The organism is Rhodococcus sp. SG20037, from assembly GCF_031763325.1.
In the GTDB taxonomy this organism is placed as follows: Bacteria; Actinomycetota; Actinomycetes; order Mycobacteriales; family Mycobacteriaceae; genus Rhodococcus_F; species Rhodococcus_F qingshengii.
Genome location: NZ_CP134497.1, coordinates 1,736,362 through 1,751,417 on the forward strand (window position 1 = coordinate 1,736,362; position 15,056 = coordinate 1,751,417).

A 15,056-nucleotide genomic window follows, 5' to 3' on the forward strand; every position below is an offset into this window, starting at 1 on the left:
CGCGGCGGGGCGTTTCCGTCTGTGAGTTCAGGGATTCGGCGCTACGACGTGCCAGGGCACGGTCAGGATGCAGTCACGAAGACGTCGCCGCGCGGGTTGCACGGGAATTCCTTGCGCCCGAAGAATTTCCAATGCGGCGGCCCAACGATGGCGAGGTCCGAACGAGGCGTGCGGCGCGGCGGTGGCCCAGGCTCGATCGGCCGCGCTGAGCAACGCGTGGATCGGCTCACCGGGAACGTTGCGGTGGATGAGAGCCTTCGGGAGACGTTCCGCGATGTCGGAAGGACGCTCGATGTCGAAGGGGTCCCAGGCCAGTGTCAGGGTCAATGGACGATCAGCGTCGAGAAGCACCCAAGCGCAACGTCTCCCGAGTTCGTCGCAGGTTCCGTCGAGTAGCAGCCCGCCCGGTGCGAGACCGGACTGAATGTGTGACCACGCAGAGTCCACAGCCTCCTCCGGGTACTGCCGGAGCACGTTGAAGGCGCGTACGAAGACGGGTGTGAGACCGGCAAGTTCGAATCCACCACGGGCGAAGCTGACACCGTCACGACTCTCGACCACGCGGGCGGGGTCGATCTCGAGCCCGATGACGCGTCGATCCCGCCGGACAGCGGTGAGGCGGCTTGCCATCTCGAAGGTGGTGTCCGGCCTCGCCCCGTACCCGAGGTCGACGATCAACGGATCGGTCGCGTTGTTCAGGGCGTGCGCGATAGTGCGGTTGTGCACGATCCACCGGTCACTACGTCGCAGTCTGTTGATTCCCGTCGTGCCACGGGTGATGATCCCCTCGATCTTCGGGGGTGGAGCTTTCTTCACGCCGGGTTCAGCGTGCGGCGAGCCAGGTCGCGGTGACCTGGGCTTCGGTGCGGAACAGATCTACGAGGTTGATGAGCATCAGTTGCTCCAACTTCGCGCCGATGAACGGTATGAAGACCTTGGCCTCGGACGTGGTTCGCAGCGTGGACCCGGTATCGGTCGCGAACAACTCCATGGTGCCGGACAAACTCCCCGGCCCGGCCGGGATGGACGCTTCGTACGTTCCGGTCACGGTGTCACCGAAGGCGCCGTACGACTCCTTACGAGTGATGACAAGATCCTTCTTCATCACTGTCTGAGCGATGTCGGGCAAATCCGTGCGCGGAAGAATGTGGTGGAGCACGAGATCGATTCCGGAATCGGTGACCTCGAAATGTTCCACATGGTTCTCGGAATGCTTGCGCATCTCCTCGACACGGGCCTCCCAGTACGAGCGGTCCGCCAGCGCCGCATAGACCTGCTCGGGGGAGTGCTGATAGCGGGCGGAGTAGTCGATGCGGCGAGCCATGATCGAAAAGAATACCGGTTACACGCTGTGACAAGCCAAATCGGCTGTATCCACAACTGCCGCCGCCCGCAGGGTTTTACTTCGCGATCCACTCCCGGGTGAAGTCCTGTTCGGCTTGGATGAGCCGGACAACCTCGTCGACAATCGCACTTTCGATCTTTCCGCCGAGGAACGGGATCTTGACCTCGACCTCACCGTCGATCTCGAGAGTGGCGGAGTTCTCGTCACCTGTCAGCACCTGCGTGCCCTCGACACGGGCGGGAACGCCGTCGACGTGGGCGGAGAAGGTGCCGGTGGCCTTGCCGTCCTTGAAAGGCGCCATCGTTTCACTGCGCTTGATGACGATGTCGCCGTTGACGACTTTCGACACCATGCTGGGGAGATGCTCTGCGGCAATGATCTGCGACATCGTGACCGCGACGGTCTCGTCGCGAACGGTCAGCTCTTCGATCGTTGCGCCGGGACCACCGACAGCGACGATTCGGTCGCGCCAGTACTGCTCGGAGGTCACCGCCTCATGGACCTTCTCGGCGGGGACTGTGTACTTCGACGAATGCTCGATGCGACGGCTCACGATTGTGGAGGCTACCGTTTATCGATGTGTGGGACGTAACCATTGGCAGACGCGTCGTGGAATCAGGCGCTTTCGTGTCCGAGAACGTTGACTTGTCGGGATTGACGACGCTCCGAATCGGGGGACCGGCGCGGCTGCTCGCCGAATGTCCGACGACGCAGTCGTTGATCGACGTCGTGACGCTGCTCGATCGCGAGCAGATCCCGACGCTGATTCTCGCCGGCGGATCCAATCTCGTGATCTCCGACTCGGGATTCGACGGAGTTGTCGTTCGTGTGGCCAACACCACCGTGAGCCTCGACACGGACCGCGTCGTCGCCGAAGCGGGCGCGGTGTGGGACGAAGTAGTCGGTCAATCGGTCGCCGCGGAACTGGGTGGCCTCGAGTGCCTGTCCGGGATTCCGGGCTCGACCGGTGCGACGCCGGTGCAGAATGTCGGCGCGTACGGCGTCGAGGTGGGCTCGCGGCTCCGGCAGGTTCAATTGCTCGACCGACGCAGTGGCGAAGTGTCGTGGGTCGAACCGTCGAAACTCGAATTGGGTTACCGGTCGAGCGTTCTCAAGCATTCCGATGCAGCAGTGGTTCTCGCCGTCGAATTCGATGCGTCGACCGACGGACTGAGTGCCCCGCTCGCGTACCGCGAACTGTTCACCGCACTCGGGGCCGAAGAAGGCGAGCGGTTACCTGCGTCGCAGGTCCGCGAGGCAGTTCTGGGTCTTCGGACGGGTAAGGCGATGGTGCTCGATCCGTACGACCACGACACTTGGAGCGCGGGTTCCTTCTTCACCAACCCCGTGGTGCCGGACGACAAGCTGCCCGCTGTGCTCGGAGCAATAACCGAACAGCTCGGAGACGTCACCGTGCCGCAGTTCCCGGGCAGTGGTGGAACCAAGCTCTCGGCCGGATGGTTGATCGAACGGGCCGGATTCTCGAAGGGTTATCCCGGTGAAGATGCACCGGCCAGGCTGTCGACGAAACACACCTTGGCGTTGACCAACAGAGGGTCGGCAACGAGCGCGGATGTGGTCTCGCTCGCGCGGACAGTGCGCGACGGCGTCGAAGCCGCGTTCGGTGTCCACCTGGAACCGGAACCGGTAACTGTGGGCTGCACCATCTGATTCCTGACGGAGCCCGCAGGTAGCCTGTTGAAGTGCATGAGCTGGGTGGTAGGAGAAGTCGTTCGCGTCTTGTTGCGTTGGTAGCTGTATTGCTCGCTGTGATGGTGGCCGTCGTCGGCTGCACGATCGGTGGCAAGGACGGACAGGGCGGCGCGGCGGCCGCCGAGCCAGCACCGGTGGCGACCGTGGTGTCGACGCCGGCGCCCGGCACCAAAGATGTCAGCCCGGTCGCTCCCGTCTCGGTGGCGGTGACCCAGGGAACGCTGTCCGACGTCAGCCTCAGCAACGCAGCCGGTAAAGCCGTTGCAGGACAATTGTCGCCTGACAAGACATCGTTCACCGTCAGTGAGGCACTCGGCTACGGCACCACGTATTCGTGGTCGGGCTCGGCAACCGGGACCGACGGTAAATCCGTGCCAGTCCAAGGGAGCTTTACGACGGTTGCCCCGGAGTCGACCACCGGCGCCACCCTCAACATCGCCGACGGCCAAGAAGTTGGTATCGCGGCACCGATCACGTTGCAGTTCGACAACTCCGTCGTCGACAAGGCGGCCGTCGAGAAGGCGCTTGTCGTGACCACCGTGCCGCCCACCGCCGGATCGTGGGCTTGGCTGGCCGACGACAACGGCGGATCGCGGGCCCATTGGCGTCCGGCCGATTACTGGGTGCCGGGCACGACTGTCCATCTGGACGCCAAGCTCTACGGCTTGAACTACGGCGGTGGCGCCTTCGGCGACCAGGATCTCACGCTCGACTTCACGATCGGTCGTAGCCAGATCGTGAAGGCGAATGCGCCCAGCCACCGCATGCAGGTGGTGCGCGACGGTCAGACGATCATGGACATTCCCGTCAGCTACGGCGAGGGAAACGAACCTCGCAACGTCACGCGCAGCGGCATTCACATGGTGACGGAGAAGTACGAAGACTTCATGATGTCCAATCCGCCGTTCTACGAGAACGTGCGCGAGCGTTGGGCTGTGCGCATCTCCAACAACGGCGAATTCATCCACGCCAATCCTGAGACCACCGGGGTGCAGGGCTCGTCGAACGTCACGAACGGTTGCATCAACCTGTCGACATCCGACGCGCAGGAATACTTCGGAACCGCCCTCTACGGTGACCCCGTAGAGGTGACCGGCACGTCGATCGACCTGTCTCCTGCGGACGGCGACATCTACGACTGGGCAATCGATCTGCCGACCTGGAAGTCGATGTCGGCACTGCCGTAACTCTGTACTGCGGTAAATCCGTGGATGAGGGAACCGTCCGGGCTCTGCTTGCGTCTGTACAGGTAAGTGCTGTCGGCTCGGGGGAGTCCGACGGGGGTTTTCGACTTCAGGGGGACAGCGGTGGGCATTCCATTTCTGGAAGACGTGCTGGGAAGAATCTCCGAAGCGACGCAGGCCGTGCCTCCTGGCGTGGCGGCATTGCCAGTTGTCGGCACTCCCATCGCGAGCGCAATCGCTACATCTGCTCTGGTGCAATCCATAACCGACGACCGCGGCGCGTTCGACGACGAGATGGCTGCTGCGACCGTCGACGCCGATGTGGAGCGCGCACGAGCCTGGGGTGAGCGCGATGCCCTCACCGCCCAGACGTCGTCGCTCGAGTACAGCGAACACGCAATCGTGGACGACGATCCGTTCGATGCGATGTCGCACTCCGAAATCTTCGACCACGTCAACGAGATGAATCCGGCAACCCTGAGTGCGATCGGTGAGGCTTGGAAGGCCATTGCAGGCCGGGTCGAAGCCGGCATCGGGAAGTTCCAGAACGACGTGAACGGTGCGATCACCGAAGGCTGGCAGGGGCGCGGCGGCTCGGCTGCGCTGGAAGCAGTGCTGGTCTACTCGGCTGATGCGGGTGAGCTGAAGGTGCGGGTCGATCTGATCTCGAACAAGATCGAGGAGGCGAAGATCGCACTCGACGAGGCCAAACGCTCGATTCCGGCCCCCGACGGCGCCTCGACGGTCGAGAGGTTTCTCAGCATGGTTCCCGGGGCTACATGGAAGCAGGCCCAATACGAAGCGGAAGAAGCCGAACGTCAAGCGCGCCAGGTGATGAAGGACGTGTATCTGCCGTCCATGAAGCGTGCGGACGATCAGGTGCCGATCCTCCCGGCCGCATTCAATCCGGTCACCGGCGGTGGAGGGGCTGGAAGTGGCGGGGCTGGAAGTGGCGGCGCATTCGGTGGTGGTGGTGCCGACGGTGGGAACTTTTCGGGTCCAGGAAACGGGCTCGGCACGCCATCTACATCGGGTGGCGGAATTGGCGGGGGAGCGGACGGTGGAAACTCCGGCGGGGCAAACCCGCCCGGACACGGTTCCGGTCAGAATCCATCCGGCACCGATTCCGGAAATGGTGACAACCGTAGCGGCGTTGATGCCCAAGGGAATCCGAACGTCGATGCAGTTCGATCCGGAACCGATTCCGACCCGGTCGGGACCACGGCGGCACATGCCGGTCCACTGTCCGCCGGTGCAGCGCCAGATGGCCTAGCTCGTGCAACTCCGAATGGTGCTCAGCTCGGTTCCGGAGTGCCTTCAGGCCTCATGGGTAGCGGTTCGGGTGGTGGTTCCGCAGGTGGAATCGGTACCGGAGGCTTCGGGCCAGGTGGAACCGGAGGTGGCGCTCTCGGCCCTGGCGGCGTGGGCGGCCTCGCCAATGGCGGGCGTGGGGGCGTCAACGGAACTGGCGGTACCTCGGCGACGGGCGCGCAGAGCGGTCGGGGCGCGATGGGTGGCGTCGGCGGCATGGCACCGGGACGAGGGCAAGGGCAAGACGAAGACAACGTTCACGACACCCCCGGCTACCTCGTCACAGTCGAGAACGGCAATGCCCTGGTCGGCGACCTACCGATGGTCTCCCCGGCGGTGCTGGGCGAATGACCACCATGCAGTGGCAGTTCACCGGCCTCGAATTCCAGATTCTCTGGGAAGCGGTCGGACGTGACCGACTCCCGTACCCGCTGCGGTTTCGTCCGACGGCCGAAACCATGAACGAGCTGACAGAAGAGCGACGTCGAGCGGGAGCACACCTGGCTTGGTTGCTCGACGATCGGCTGCATCACGTTCTCGGTGCTCTTGCGAATCCTGATGCTCGCGTTGAGGTTTCCGGTTTTCACGGGCAGAACATGAGTACGGTGACGCGATTGCACGGCGTTGTTGCCGGCGACCTGGGGGTGCTCCTGACTCAACTGCCCGGCAGGACTGTCGACTGTGGCTCCGACGTGGTTTTCACCGTGGTACGCCCATCGGCAATTCCACGGATGCTCGTCGATCACCTGCCGACCTGCCCCGCTGGATCGGAGCGTGGTGTGAGCATCGAAAGGCCGAAAACTTCCGGTAGAGCGAGCTTCCTGAGCAGTGCCGCCGGTGCGCGCGGGAGCGAGGAAGTGAGCAGATTCTTCGGCCGAGAGCGGACCTCGATCGGTGAAGTCACCACATACCCGGGAGGAGCAGTGGACAGCAGACCGACAGACGACGGCATAACGTTCCACTGGTACGACTATGCCGGAGATGGTCGGTACATCGTCACCGCTGATGAAACCGTAAGTGCCCGTAGCGCTTCCACGGAAATGACGGAGGCCGAGATTGCACGCAATCTCGGCCTCGTCCTGCACCGGGTGATTCGCACTGGTTAGTCAGAACGATTCGAACTAGCTGGTGGTGCGGTGGAACCGACCGGGGCTTGCCTGATCCCTCGGCTTGACGATGATCTGATCGAGGTTCACATGTGACGGCCGCGACGCGACAAAACCGATGATCTCGGCGATGTCCTGCGCCACCAACGGTGTGATTCCCTCGTACACCTTGTCGGCCTTGTCCTGATCGCCCTCGAACCGGACGAGTGAGAACTCCGTCTCGACGGCTCCCGGCGCGATTTCGGTCAGTCGAACGGGCTTGCCCAACAGTTCACCACGCAATGTCCGATGAAGGACGGCTTGAGCGTGCTTGGCGGTGGTGTAGCCCGAGCCGTTGTCGTATGCCTCCAGCGCGGCCACCGAGGTGATGGTCACGACCAGACCGTCACCCGAATCGATCAGCTTGGGCAGCAGTGCCTTCGTCACACGCAACGTGCCCAGAACATTGGTCTCCCACATCCACCGCCAGTCGTCCAGATCGGCGTCCAGGACTGTTGCCAGACCCTTTGCACCACCCGCGTTGTTGACCAACACGTCGACACGTGGGACCACGGCCGCGAACGCGTCGACGGAATCCTCGTCGGTGACGTCGAGTTCGAGAGCGGTACCACCGATTTCCTCGGCGATCTTCTCGAGACGATCGACGCGGCGAGCACCGATCACGACGTGGAATCCCTGAGCTGCCAGGGTGCGGGCGGTGGCCTCACCGATTCCGGAGCTGGCTCCGGTGACTACGGCGATGCGGGCATCGGAAGAAATGGTCATGATGCAATCGTAGGGCTAGTCGGCGGCATACTCTGCTTCCCGTTCGATGGATTCGATGTGACGACGCGGTACTTGTATCCGACCGGGTGTGTAGGTGACGGCGCGCAGCGCGCCGCTGTACCGGAAGGGACCATGGCGTCGTCGTACCTCCCACGACACAGGTCCCCTGGCGTCGACACCGACCGAGATACCGGTCCACGGCGCCATTCCCACCAGTTGTACTTGCCCGAGCAGCTGGCCCGCGTGAATGCCGTCGACGCTGACGTGGAGATCCCAACGCAACCGCGGTACCACCGTCACCGACAGCTCGATGCGTTCGGTGCCGAGCGCCAGCGGTCCGGCGTCGACAACGGAGTAGGAACCGAACGCGTTGTACCCGAGATGCAGGTGCCCGTCCTCGACGTAGAGAAGGTACCCACCCTGCGGATCGCCATGGGCGACAAGGACACCGGCGTCACCTTCGCGGTAACCGTCGAGTTCGACCGTGATGTCGAAGTCGCGGAACCCGATCAGCTTGGATGAGCGGTAGCGCTCCAGCGGGGGCGTTCCGGCAAGTAGTCGCACCGGGCGTGAGAGTGCTCCTTCCTCCGGACGGCGAACCGCGCCGACGGTATTGCCGAGTAGAGGAAACACGGTGTTCGCCCACGCCGAGTGGTCCCAGGCCTCGGCGAGTTCGCGAACCTTGTCGGGAAACCGTGATGCCAGGTCGTCGAGCTCGGTCGGGTCGGTGCGGACGTCGAACAACTGCCAGTGCGGTTTGTCGATGTCCGCCGGGGTGAGAGCCAGCAGTTTCCAGCCGTCCTTGTAGTAGCCACGGTTGCCGGTCATCTCGGTGTACTGCTCGGTGTGAGTGCTCGGAGCGGCAGACGAACGCAGAACGGACGCGGAAGACACCCCGTCGAACTCTTTCACCGGGAGCCCGTTTCGCACACTGGGTGCGTCGATTCCGGCCAGTTCGAGCAGCGTAGGGGTCAGGTCGGTGACGTACGCGAACTGGTCGCGAATCCCGTTGTCGTCTGCTCCGGGTTTCAATCCAGCGGGCCAGGACAGGAGAAAAGGAACACGGATCCCGCCGGCAAAGGATTGCCCTTTGTAGAACCGGAACGGGGTGTTGGACGTCTGTCCCCATCCACGTGGATAGTGGACGCCCAATTCAGGTCCGCCGATGAGGGATTCGTCGTGGGGGACATCGCCCACCCAGTCCGGATCCTGAATATGCGCGAACTGTGCGAAGTAGCTTCGGGTCCCGTCCGAACCGCCCTCGGCGGTGCCGCCGTTGTCGGAGGTGAAGACGATGATCGTGTTGTCGAGCTCGCCGAGTTCGTCCAGGGTGTCGACGATGCGTCCGACGCTCTGATCGATCGAGTCGACCATCGCCGCGTACACCTCCATGTAGCGGGCGAACCTGGACTGCACTTCCGGCGTGAGTGATTCCCATTCGGGGACGTCGAAGCCGGGTTCGGAGTTTCGCGGTGCTTGTTGCGTACCTTCCGGAAAGAGGCCTTGCACGAGCTGAGAGGCGAACCGCGACTCGCGGATTCGATCCCACCCTTCGTCGTAGCGGCCGCGGTACTTTTCCTGGTCGGCAGGCTTGGCCTGCAACGGTCCGTGCATGGCGACGTGTGCGAAGTAGAGGAAGAACGGCTTGTCCTGATCGTGGGCGCGGAGGTCCTTGATGTACCCGACCGCTTTGTCGGTCAGATCGTCGGTGAGGTAGTACCCCTCGGGGTACTCGTCCACGTCGACCACAGAATTGTCGGAGATCAGTTGATTGGGATAGTAGAAGGAGTTGAGGCCTTCGAGTGAGCCGTAGTAGCGATCGAAACCGCGCTGCGTCGGCCAGGAGTCACGACTTCGTCCCGGGGCCAGGTTGGCGTCGCGTACGAGGTGCCACTTGCCGACGGCATAGGTCGCATAGCCCGCGCCGCGGAGGATTTCGGGGAGTGTCTGGACGTCGTCGGCCAATTCCAGACGCAGTCCGGGGTAGCCCGGATCGGCGTTGGCGACAAAACCGTACCCGGCGCGGTGCGGATTCAGGCCGGTGAGAAGAGCTGCGCGCGACGGCGAGCAGAGGGGCGTCGTGTGGTAGTTGGTCATCCGAATGCCCTGCGCGGCAAGGCGGTCGAGGGTGGGAGTCTCGATCTCGGAGCCGAACGGCCCGATGTCGCTGTACCCCATGTCGTCGATCAGAACCACGACGATGTTGGGTGATCCGGGAATCGGGGTCGTGGAGGTGGGCCACGACGGGGTCGAATCGGCTGCGGTGCGGCCGATTCGACCCTCGAAGCCTTCGTATCCGCGGGCGTGCGGAGGAGGGGCGGAATCCGGTGAAGTCATGGGAGAGTCGAGGCGCCTTCGATGATCGAGTATTCGGAAGCGTCGCCGGCGATGCTGCGGCTTCGTTCCCCGTGGATGTTGACCGGGATGTCGCCGGCAAGGGTGATGCGCTCCAGACGCCGGTACTGATCGTCGTAGTCGGCGATCGCGTAGTGCTGGGTGGCGCGGTTGTCCCAGATCGCGACGTCACCCGCTTCCCAGTTCCACCGCGTCGTGTACTCGAGCTTGATGGCGTGATCCTGCAAGAGCTTGAATACACCGTTCGACTGTTCGGTGCTCAACCCGACGAAGTTCTTGACAAAATGTCCGAGGACGAGCGTGCGTTCTCCGGTTTCGGGGTGGACCCGCACCACCGGGTGTTCCGTCTCGAAGTACGTGGACTGGAACTCCTCGCGGTAGGCGGCCGTGCGATCTTCGGTGAGCCGCTCGGCGCTGGTTGCCGCATAGTCGTAGACGTTCGTGTGGCGAGCCCAGAGGTTCTCCGCGAGCGCCTTGAGCGGATCCGGCAGTCCGTTGTAGGCGGCTACCCCCGACGCCCACGTCGTGGAACCGCCGTATTCGGGTAGCTGCACCGCGCGCAGGATCGAAGCCTTGGGGATGCGGTCGACGAAGGTGACGTCGGTGTGCCAGCTGTTGGCCTTGCCCAGGTCCGAGTCGATGGGCAGAACTTTTGCGCCGTGCGACTTCACGGTGGGGTGGGCAGTGGTCGGGGTACCCAGCAGCTGGGCGAACTCGTACTGCGAATCGTTGTCGAGGTGGTCTTGCCCGCGAAAGAAGATCACCTTGTGTTCGAGAAGTGCTTGCCGGATGAGGGAAATCGTCGCCGGGTCGAGATGCCCGCCGAGAGTGATTCCGTCGATTCGGGCGCCGATATGCGCGCCGAGGGTGGTGACAGTGCCGCGAGCGGCGTCAACGGCCGCTCCGTTCGTTGATGCCGAATTCGTGAGGGTCGGCTTGGCGAAAGCTGTAGACATGGTGCACCTTTCGTGGGGAGTGTGCCCACCCAAACACGCGAGATTTCGCCCCGACAGGGTTGCGTTCAGTGTGATCGTTACCGCACCTGATTTGTGAATGTCGGTGAAGCTGCTACTTTTGGAGCCATGTCGACCGACCAGCCTGCCGCTTTGCGAGTCACCTATGTGACCGCTGCGCTTGGTTCGCGTCTGCCTCTGGCGCGAGAGCTGTGTTGTCGCCGCCGTTCTTTCTGCAGCTAATTTCTGCGCCTTTTCTGTCTATTTCTTCGTGTGACCAGTGGAAACGCTGATTTCTCGGTCGACAGAGATATGCGCCTTCTCCTCCTTCTGCAAGGGACAGCCATGTCGACACCCACAATCTCCGCCATTCCGAACATCCGATCGCGAACCGCGCTCTCGGGAACCCGGACCCGTACCCAGATAGTTGCGCCCGAACTACGCATCGCCGACGGTCCGTCCGCGACTGTGTTGCGCATTGCTCGATCCCGTGGGCCGCTCTCACGTGACACTGCGGCAAAGGCATCAGGGCTGAGCATCGCCACCGTGAACCGGCAGGTCACGAGCCTGCTGGACCTCGGGATCCTGCGCGAACGCGCGGACCTGACGGCCTCCGGAGCAATCGGGCGTCCGCGAGTTCCGTTCGAGGTCAACCACGAGCCTTATCTGACAGTCGGCATCCACATCGGTGCCGTCGTCACCAGCATCATCGCCAGCGACATTCGTGGAAAGGTGCTCGGCGCCGTCGAGATTCCGACGCCTGCCACCAATTCTGCTGTCGCGCTTGCCACCATTGCGCGCTCGGCCAAATCCTTTGCCTCGCGGTGGCACAAGCGTCGTCCGCTCGCCGTCGGCGTGGCCATCGGCGGTCGCGTCGATTCAGCGACCGGAGTCGTCGATCACCCGCGTCTGGGATGGAAGGGCGCCAAGGTCGGGTCCATCATCGGAGCCGGCTTGGATCTCCCTGTATCGGTAGCCGCCCACGTCGAGGCGATGGCCGCGTCGGAACTACTGCTCAGCACCGACCGTGCCGAAGCCCCGACGCCGGGCACTACCGGCCTGTACTTCTACGCTCGTGAAACTGCCGGCATCGCAATCACTTTCGAAGGGCGAGTGCACACGCCGTCCAGCGGACCCGGTTCGATCGCGCACCTCCCCACCGGTTCGTCCGCACGGTGCACCTGCGGAGCCGTGGGTTGCCTTGAAGCGACGATCAGTGACCGCGCCGTAGTCGCGCAGGCTTTGTCTTCGGGCGCCGTGATCCAGGGCAGCGAGCGTGTCACGATCGCGGACGTCTACCGGGCCGCGTCGTCGGGTTCCATTCCGGCACACGAGCTTCTGGTTGATCGAGCACGCGTCCTCGGCCGGACAGTGGCGATGCTGCGTGACCTGTTCAACCCGGATCGTGTGATTCTGGGTGGTCAGGCATTCACCGACTATCCGGCCGGGGTGCCCCATGTCGCCGAGGCTTTCTCGACGGCATCCTCCTTGGAGCGTAAGGACATTCGAATTACCGGTTTCGGCAATCGGGTTCAGGAATACGCTTCCACGGTCGTGTCACTGAGCTCACTATTTGCTGATCCCGCTGCGGCTATGCGCCGCGCGTCGGCCGTCTGACTGCGAAGAGGGCAGTCAGAGTTCCGGTCGATCCAAGACTCGCAACCATGATCCGTCGGGCTGGCGGCGCGCGACCTGCGTGCGCCCGCCGGTTCCGTCGGAAGGTTTGGTCGAGGTCATGGCCAGGTCGCCGCTGATCACCGTCGGTAGAGATTCCTCGACGGTGAATCTCGGTGCAGCTGCCAGCATCTGAGAGATCACCTCGCGGATGGCTTGGCGGCCCACGGTGAGGGATCCGGGAGGGAAGGCCATCACCGCATCCTCCTCGTAAAGTGCGGCGACGGCGTCTGCGTCACCAGCGTTGGCAAACTGCACGAAAAGCTTCGCGATGTCTTCCGGGGTTCCGGCCTTCTGAACGTCATCTGTTGTTGTCATGCTTCCATCGTTCTACCGCACCGGCGATAAGTCCAAGATCTAGTTTGTCTCGCAGCTAGAATTAGCAGTTATGGAACTTCGGCAACTCGAGTACTTTGTCGCTGTCGTTGAGGAAGCTAATTTCACTCGCGCCGCCGAGCGGCTTCACGTAGCCCAGCCGGGTGTGAGTGCGCAGGTCAAAAGGCTGGAACGTGAGCTGGGGCAGGAATTGCTCGACCGTAGTGGTCGAACCGTTCGTCTGACCGACGCCGGGCGAGCTGTCCTCCCACACGCCTACGCTGCACTTGCTTCCGTTCAGAGCACCCGCGACGCTGTCGATGCCCTGAACGGACTTGTTCGCGGCTCCGTTTCGGTCGGGATGGTCACCGCCTGTGCCTCCGCCGATCTGACCGATCTGCTCAGTCGGTTGCACACCAGACACCCCGGCCTGGACATCTCGCTGGCCGAGGACGATTCGCGCAGTCTGCTTGCCGGAGTGTCGGACGGAACCTTCGACATAGCCGTCATCGGGGTGGCGGGAGAGCTGCCGGAAGGGCTCGAATCGAGGGTGATCACCGACGAACGACTGGTGGCCGGAGTGGCAACGGATCATCCGCTGGCCGAGGTGTCGTCTCTACCGTTTGCCGAGCTCGCCACGCGATCGGTCATCTGTCTGCCGGAGGGAACCGGTATCAGGACGTGTCTGAACTTCGCGTGCGCCGCGGCCGGCACCACGCCGACGGTTGCGCTTGAGGCAAGCAACCTCGGCATCATCGTTTCATTGGCCGCGCAGGGGCTGGGAATGGCCGTGCTTCCCGAGTCGGCAGTGGGGGAGTTGCATCGGATCGATCTCGAACCGGAGGCGCGATCTCGGCTGGAATTGGTCTGGCGTTCGTCGGGCGGCAAGAATCCTGCGGCCTCCGCTCTCATCGATCTTGCGAGAGCTGTTCCCGCCGAGTGAGTTCGGCCTGCGCCCGATCCAATCCGCCGTGCTCGAGAGCAGCCAACCTCGACCTGTCCTTCCAGACGATGGTGCCGCGTCGCCGGACGATGACCGACATCGTTCCACCGAGATGCTCGAGCGCTCCTGGCACGTTTCGACGCTCGGCAGGTATCGGAACAGGAAGTATGTGTGCGTCGGCGATGGGTGCGGTCCCGTCGATGTCGACGCTCCACTTCCGGCTGTAACCCCGAAGCGTCCAGCGATCGTCGGACACCGTCGTCTCCACCTGTGACGTCAGAGGATTACCCAGCCGCAACACCGTTCCGTCCGGTAGCGCGGCAACGACGGCGGTGACTTCGGTGCGCAGAGGTCCGGCGCTGACCTGTCCGCCGGCAAACGCCACGCAGGCTCGAGGATCGGTGAACCCCTGTGCCTGTCCCCACCACCAGGATTCCGGGAATCCTCCCTTTCCCCAGTTCTTCTCGCCGTACACCTGCGCTCCGGTGAGATCCCAGCTCTGTCCGTCGATGACGGCGCTTCCCTCGACCCGGCCGCCGAGCAGCCACGGATGCCAGTACTGATTGAGTGCGGGAACTGATTGGAAGTAACTCGACCCCCCGAAGCGGCGGTGCGGCCAGAATCGCTGATTACTGATGCGTACGTCGAGATGACTGTCGCCGAAATCGACCTGGAGTCGATCGGCATTGCCGCGGAAAGCGTTGTCGGCGTAGGCCCCCAGGATACGGGGATCGGCCGATCCGTTCGGATGCTCAGCAGTGCGGAGGAATCCGCCTGGGTGTGCCGCGAGACCGAGCGTCGACCAGCTGCCGCCGTCGGCCTTGTTGATTCCGGCGAGCGCGATCACCACCCGTCCGCTGTCTGGCATCGTGAATCGCCAGAAGTAACCCTCCATCGCAACGTCATGGGAGGCAAGCAGATTGCCGTACGGCAGGGTGGCACCCGAGGCGCGGTACGCGGGAAGCTTCACGATCCCAGTACTGCCTGTGATGCGGTGACCTGAGCGACGAGGCGGCCCTCGTCGTCGCGGATCTCGGTCACCACCGCGACGGTGCTGCGCCCCGCGTGCAGTGGCCGGGCGGTGGCGGTGACCGTGCCCTTGCGCACGCCGCGAGTGAAGACGGTCGACGAACTGGTGGTGGACGTACTTGCGCCGGGCGGCAGATTGAGGAATGCACAGACGGCGCCGACGCTGTCTGCCAGCGTCATCAAGGCGCCGCCGTGCATTCCGTTGCCGGCGGTGGTGCGGTGGCTGTCCCAATCCAGATGGCCGACAACCTGTTCGGGTGCCGCGCTGTCCAACTGAATTCCGGTGTGAACTGCAAAAGGCATGCTCGCGACAAGTTGTTCGAGGTCCATGCCTACCGATGTTAACGAGCCGCCGAAACCTCC

At 63.4% G+C, this 15,056-nt stretch carries 15 protein-coding genes; 6 read left to right on the top strand and 9 right to left on the bottom strand.

Annotated elements, in window-relative coordinates:
* Positions 1-27 precede the first annotated feature (27 nt).
* The 3 genes from RHP72_RS08155 to RHP72_RS08165 all read right to left on the bottom strand — a co-directional run bounded on the left by RHP72_RS08155 (position 28) and on the right by RHP72_RS08165 (position 1,898).
* Entirely contained in the window at positions 28-816 is a 789-nt protein-coding gene (locus RHP72_RS08155; protein ID WP_311094553.1) for a class I SAM-dependent methyltransferase, read from the bottom strand.
* 7 nt (positions 817-823) lie between these two features.
* Positions 824-1,324, bottom strand: coding sequence for a DUF2505 domain-containing protein (locus RHP72_RS08160; protein WP_007735352.1), 501 nt, complete (start codon positions 1,322-1,324; stop codon positions 824-826).
* Between the two features lie 76 nt (positions 1,325-1,400).
* Complete coding sequence (locus RHP72_RS08165; RefSeq protein ID WP_003942023.1) at positions 1,401-1,898, bottom strand: DUF2505 domain-containing protein; 498 nt, start codon at positions 1,896-1,898, stop codon at positions 1,401-1,403.
* A 74-nt stretch (positions 1,899-1,972) separates the two neighbouring features.
* Between RHP72_RS08165 and RHP72_RS08170 the strand changes: the two genes are divergently transcribed.
* The 4 genes from RHP72_RS08170 to RHP72_RS08185 all read left to right on the top strand — a co-directional run bounded on the left by RHP72_RS08170 (position 1,973) and on the right by RHP72_RS08185 (position 6,659).
* Positions 1,973-3,016, top strand: coding sequence for a UDP-N-acetylmuramate dehydrogenase (locus RHP72_RS08170; RefSeq protein WP_047268936.1), 1,044 nt, complete (start codon positions 1,973-1,975; stop codon positions 3,014-3,016).
* 32 nt (positions 3,017-3,048) lie between these two features.
* Positions 3,049-4,245 (top strand): Ig-like domain-containing protein, encoded by a 1,197-nt coding sequence (locus RHP72_RS08175; RefSeq protein ID WP_042452959.1) that lies wholly within the window; start codon positions 3,049-3,051, stop codon positions 4,243-4,245.
* 120 nt (positions 4,246-4,365) lie between these two features.
* The gene (locus RHP72_RS08180) at positions 4,366-5,904 is read left to right on the top strand and encodes a hypothetical protein (protein ID WP_311094554.1); all 1,539 of its coding nucleotides are present in this window, start codon (positions 4,366-4,368) and stop codon (positions 5,902-5,904) included.
* Complete coding sequence (locus tag RHP72_RS08185; protein ID WP_054187843.1) at positions 5,901-6,659, top strand: ESX secretion-associated protein EspG; 759 nt, start codon at positions 5,901-5,903, stop codon at positions 6,657-6,659. The genes RHP72_RS08180 and RHP72_RS08185 overlap by 4 nt, the downstream gene beginning before the upstream one ends.
* Before the next feature lie 15 nt (positions 6,660-6,674).
* On the opposite strand, the gene RHP72_RS08190 is transcribed toward RHP72_RS08185, so the two are convergent.
* Genes RHP72_RS08190 through RHP72_RS08200 form a run of 3 tightly spaced genes read right to left on the bottom strand, consistent with a single transcriptional unit; the run spans position 6,675 to position 10,735 of the window.
* Positions 6,675-7,424 carry an SDR family NAD(P)-dependent oxidoreductase gene (locus RHP72_RS08190; RefSeq protein ID WP_003942076.1) on the bottom strand — a complete coding sequence of 250 codons (750 nt, stop codon included), beginning with the start codon at positions 7,422-7,424 and terminating at the stop codon, positions 6,675-6,677.
* A gap of 15 nt (positions 7,425-7,439) precedes the next feature.
* Positions 7,440-9,761, bottom strand: coding sequence for an arylsulfatase (locus RHP72_RS08195; RefSeq protein WP_054187842.1), 2,322 nt, complete (start codon positions 9,759-9,761; stop codon positions 7,440-7,442).
* Positions 9,758-10,735: a TauD/TfdA family dioxygenase gene (locus RHP72_RS08200; RefSeq protein ID WP_042452972.1), complete on the bottom strand. Its 978-nt coding sequence runs from the start codon at positions 10,733-10,735 to the stop codon at positions 9,758-9,760. Before RHP72_RS08200 ends, RHP72_RS08195 begins: the two co-directional genes overlap by 4 nt.
* A gap of 342 nt (positions 10,736-11,077) precedes the next feature.
* Here RHP72_RS08200 and RHP72_RS08205 point away from each other — a divergent pair, with 342 nt between their 5' ends.
* Positions 11,078-12,349, top strand: a complete 1,272-nt coding sequence (locus tag RHP72_RS08205) for an ROK family transcriptional regulator (protein ID WP_074447122.1) — start codon at positions 11,078-11,080, stop codon at positions 12,347-12,349.
* A gap of 15 nt (positions 12,350-12,364) precedes the next feature.
* Here the strand turns inward: RHP72_RS08205 and RHP72_RS08210 are convergent, their stop codons facing one another.
* Positions 12,365-12,724, bottom strand: coding sequence for a nuclear transport factor 2 family protein (locus RHP72_RS08210; RefSeq protein WP_054187841.1), 360 nt, complete (start codon positions 12,722-12,724; stop codon positions 12,365-12,367).
* A 70-nt stretch (positions 12,725-12,794) separates the two neighbouring features.
* Here RHP72_RS08210 and RHP72_RS08215 point away from each other — a divergent pair, with 70 nt between their 5' ends.
* Positions 12,795-13,664: a LysR family transcriptional regulator gene (locus tag RHP72_RS08215; RefSeq protein WP_063314780.1), complete on the top strand. Its 870-nt coding sequence runs from the start codon at positions 12,795-12,797 to the stop codon at positions 13,662-13,664.
* On the opposite strand, the gene RHP72_RS08220 is transcribed toward RHP72_RS08215, so the two are convergent.
* Positions 13,630-14,634 carry a tocopherol cyclase family protein gene (locus RHP72_RS08220; protein WP_007735336.1) on the bottom strand — a complete coding sequence of 335 codons (1,005 nt, stop codon included), beginning with the start codon at positions 14,632-14,634 and terminating at the stop codon, positions 13,630-13,632. The genes RHP72_RS08215 and RHP72_RS08220 overlap by 35 nt on opposite strands.
* Entirely contained in the window at positions 14,631-15,023 is a 393-nt protein-coding gene (locus RHP72_RS08225; protein WP_058227471.1) for a PaaI family thioesterase, read from the bottom strand. Before RHP72_RS08225 ends, RHP72_RS08220 begins: the two co-directional genes overlap by 4 nt.
* Between the last annotated feature and the right edge of the window lie 33 nt (positions 15,024-15,056).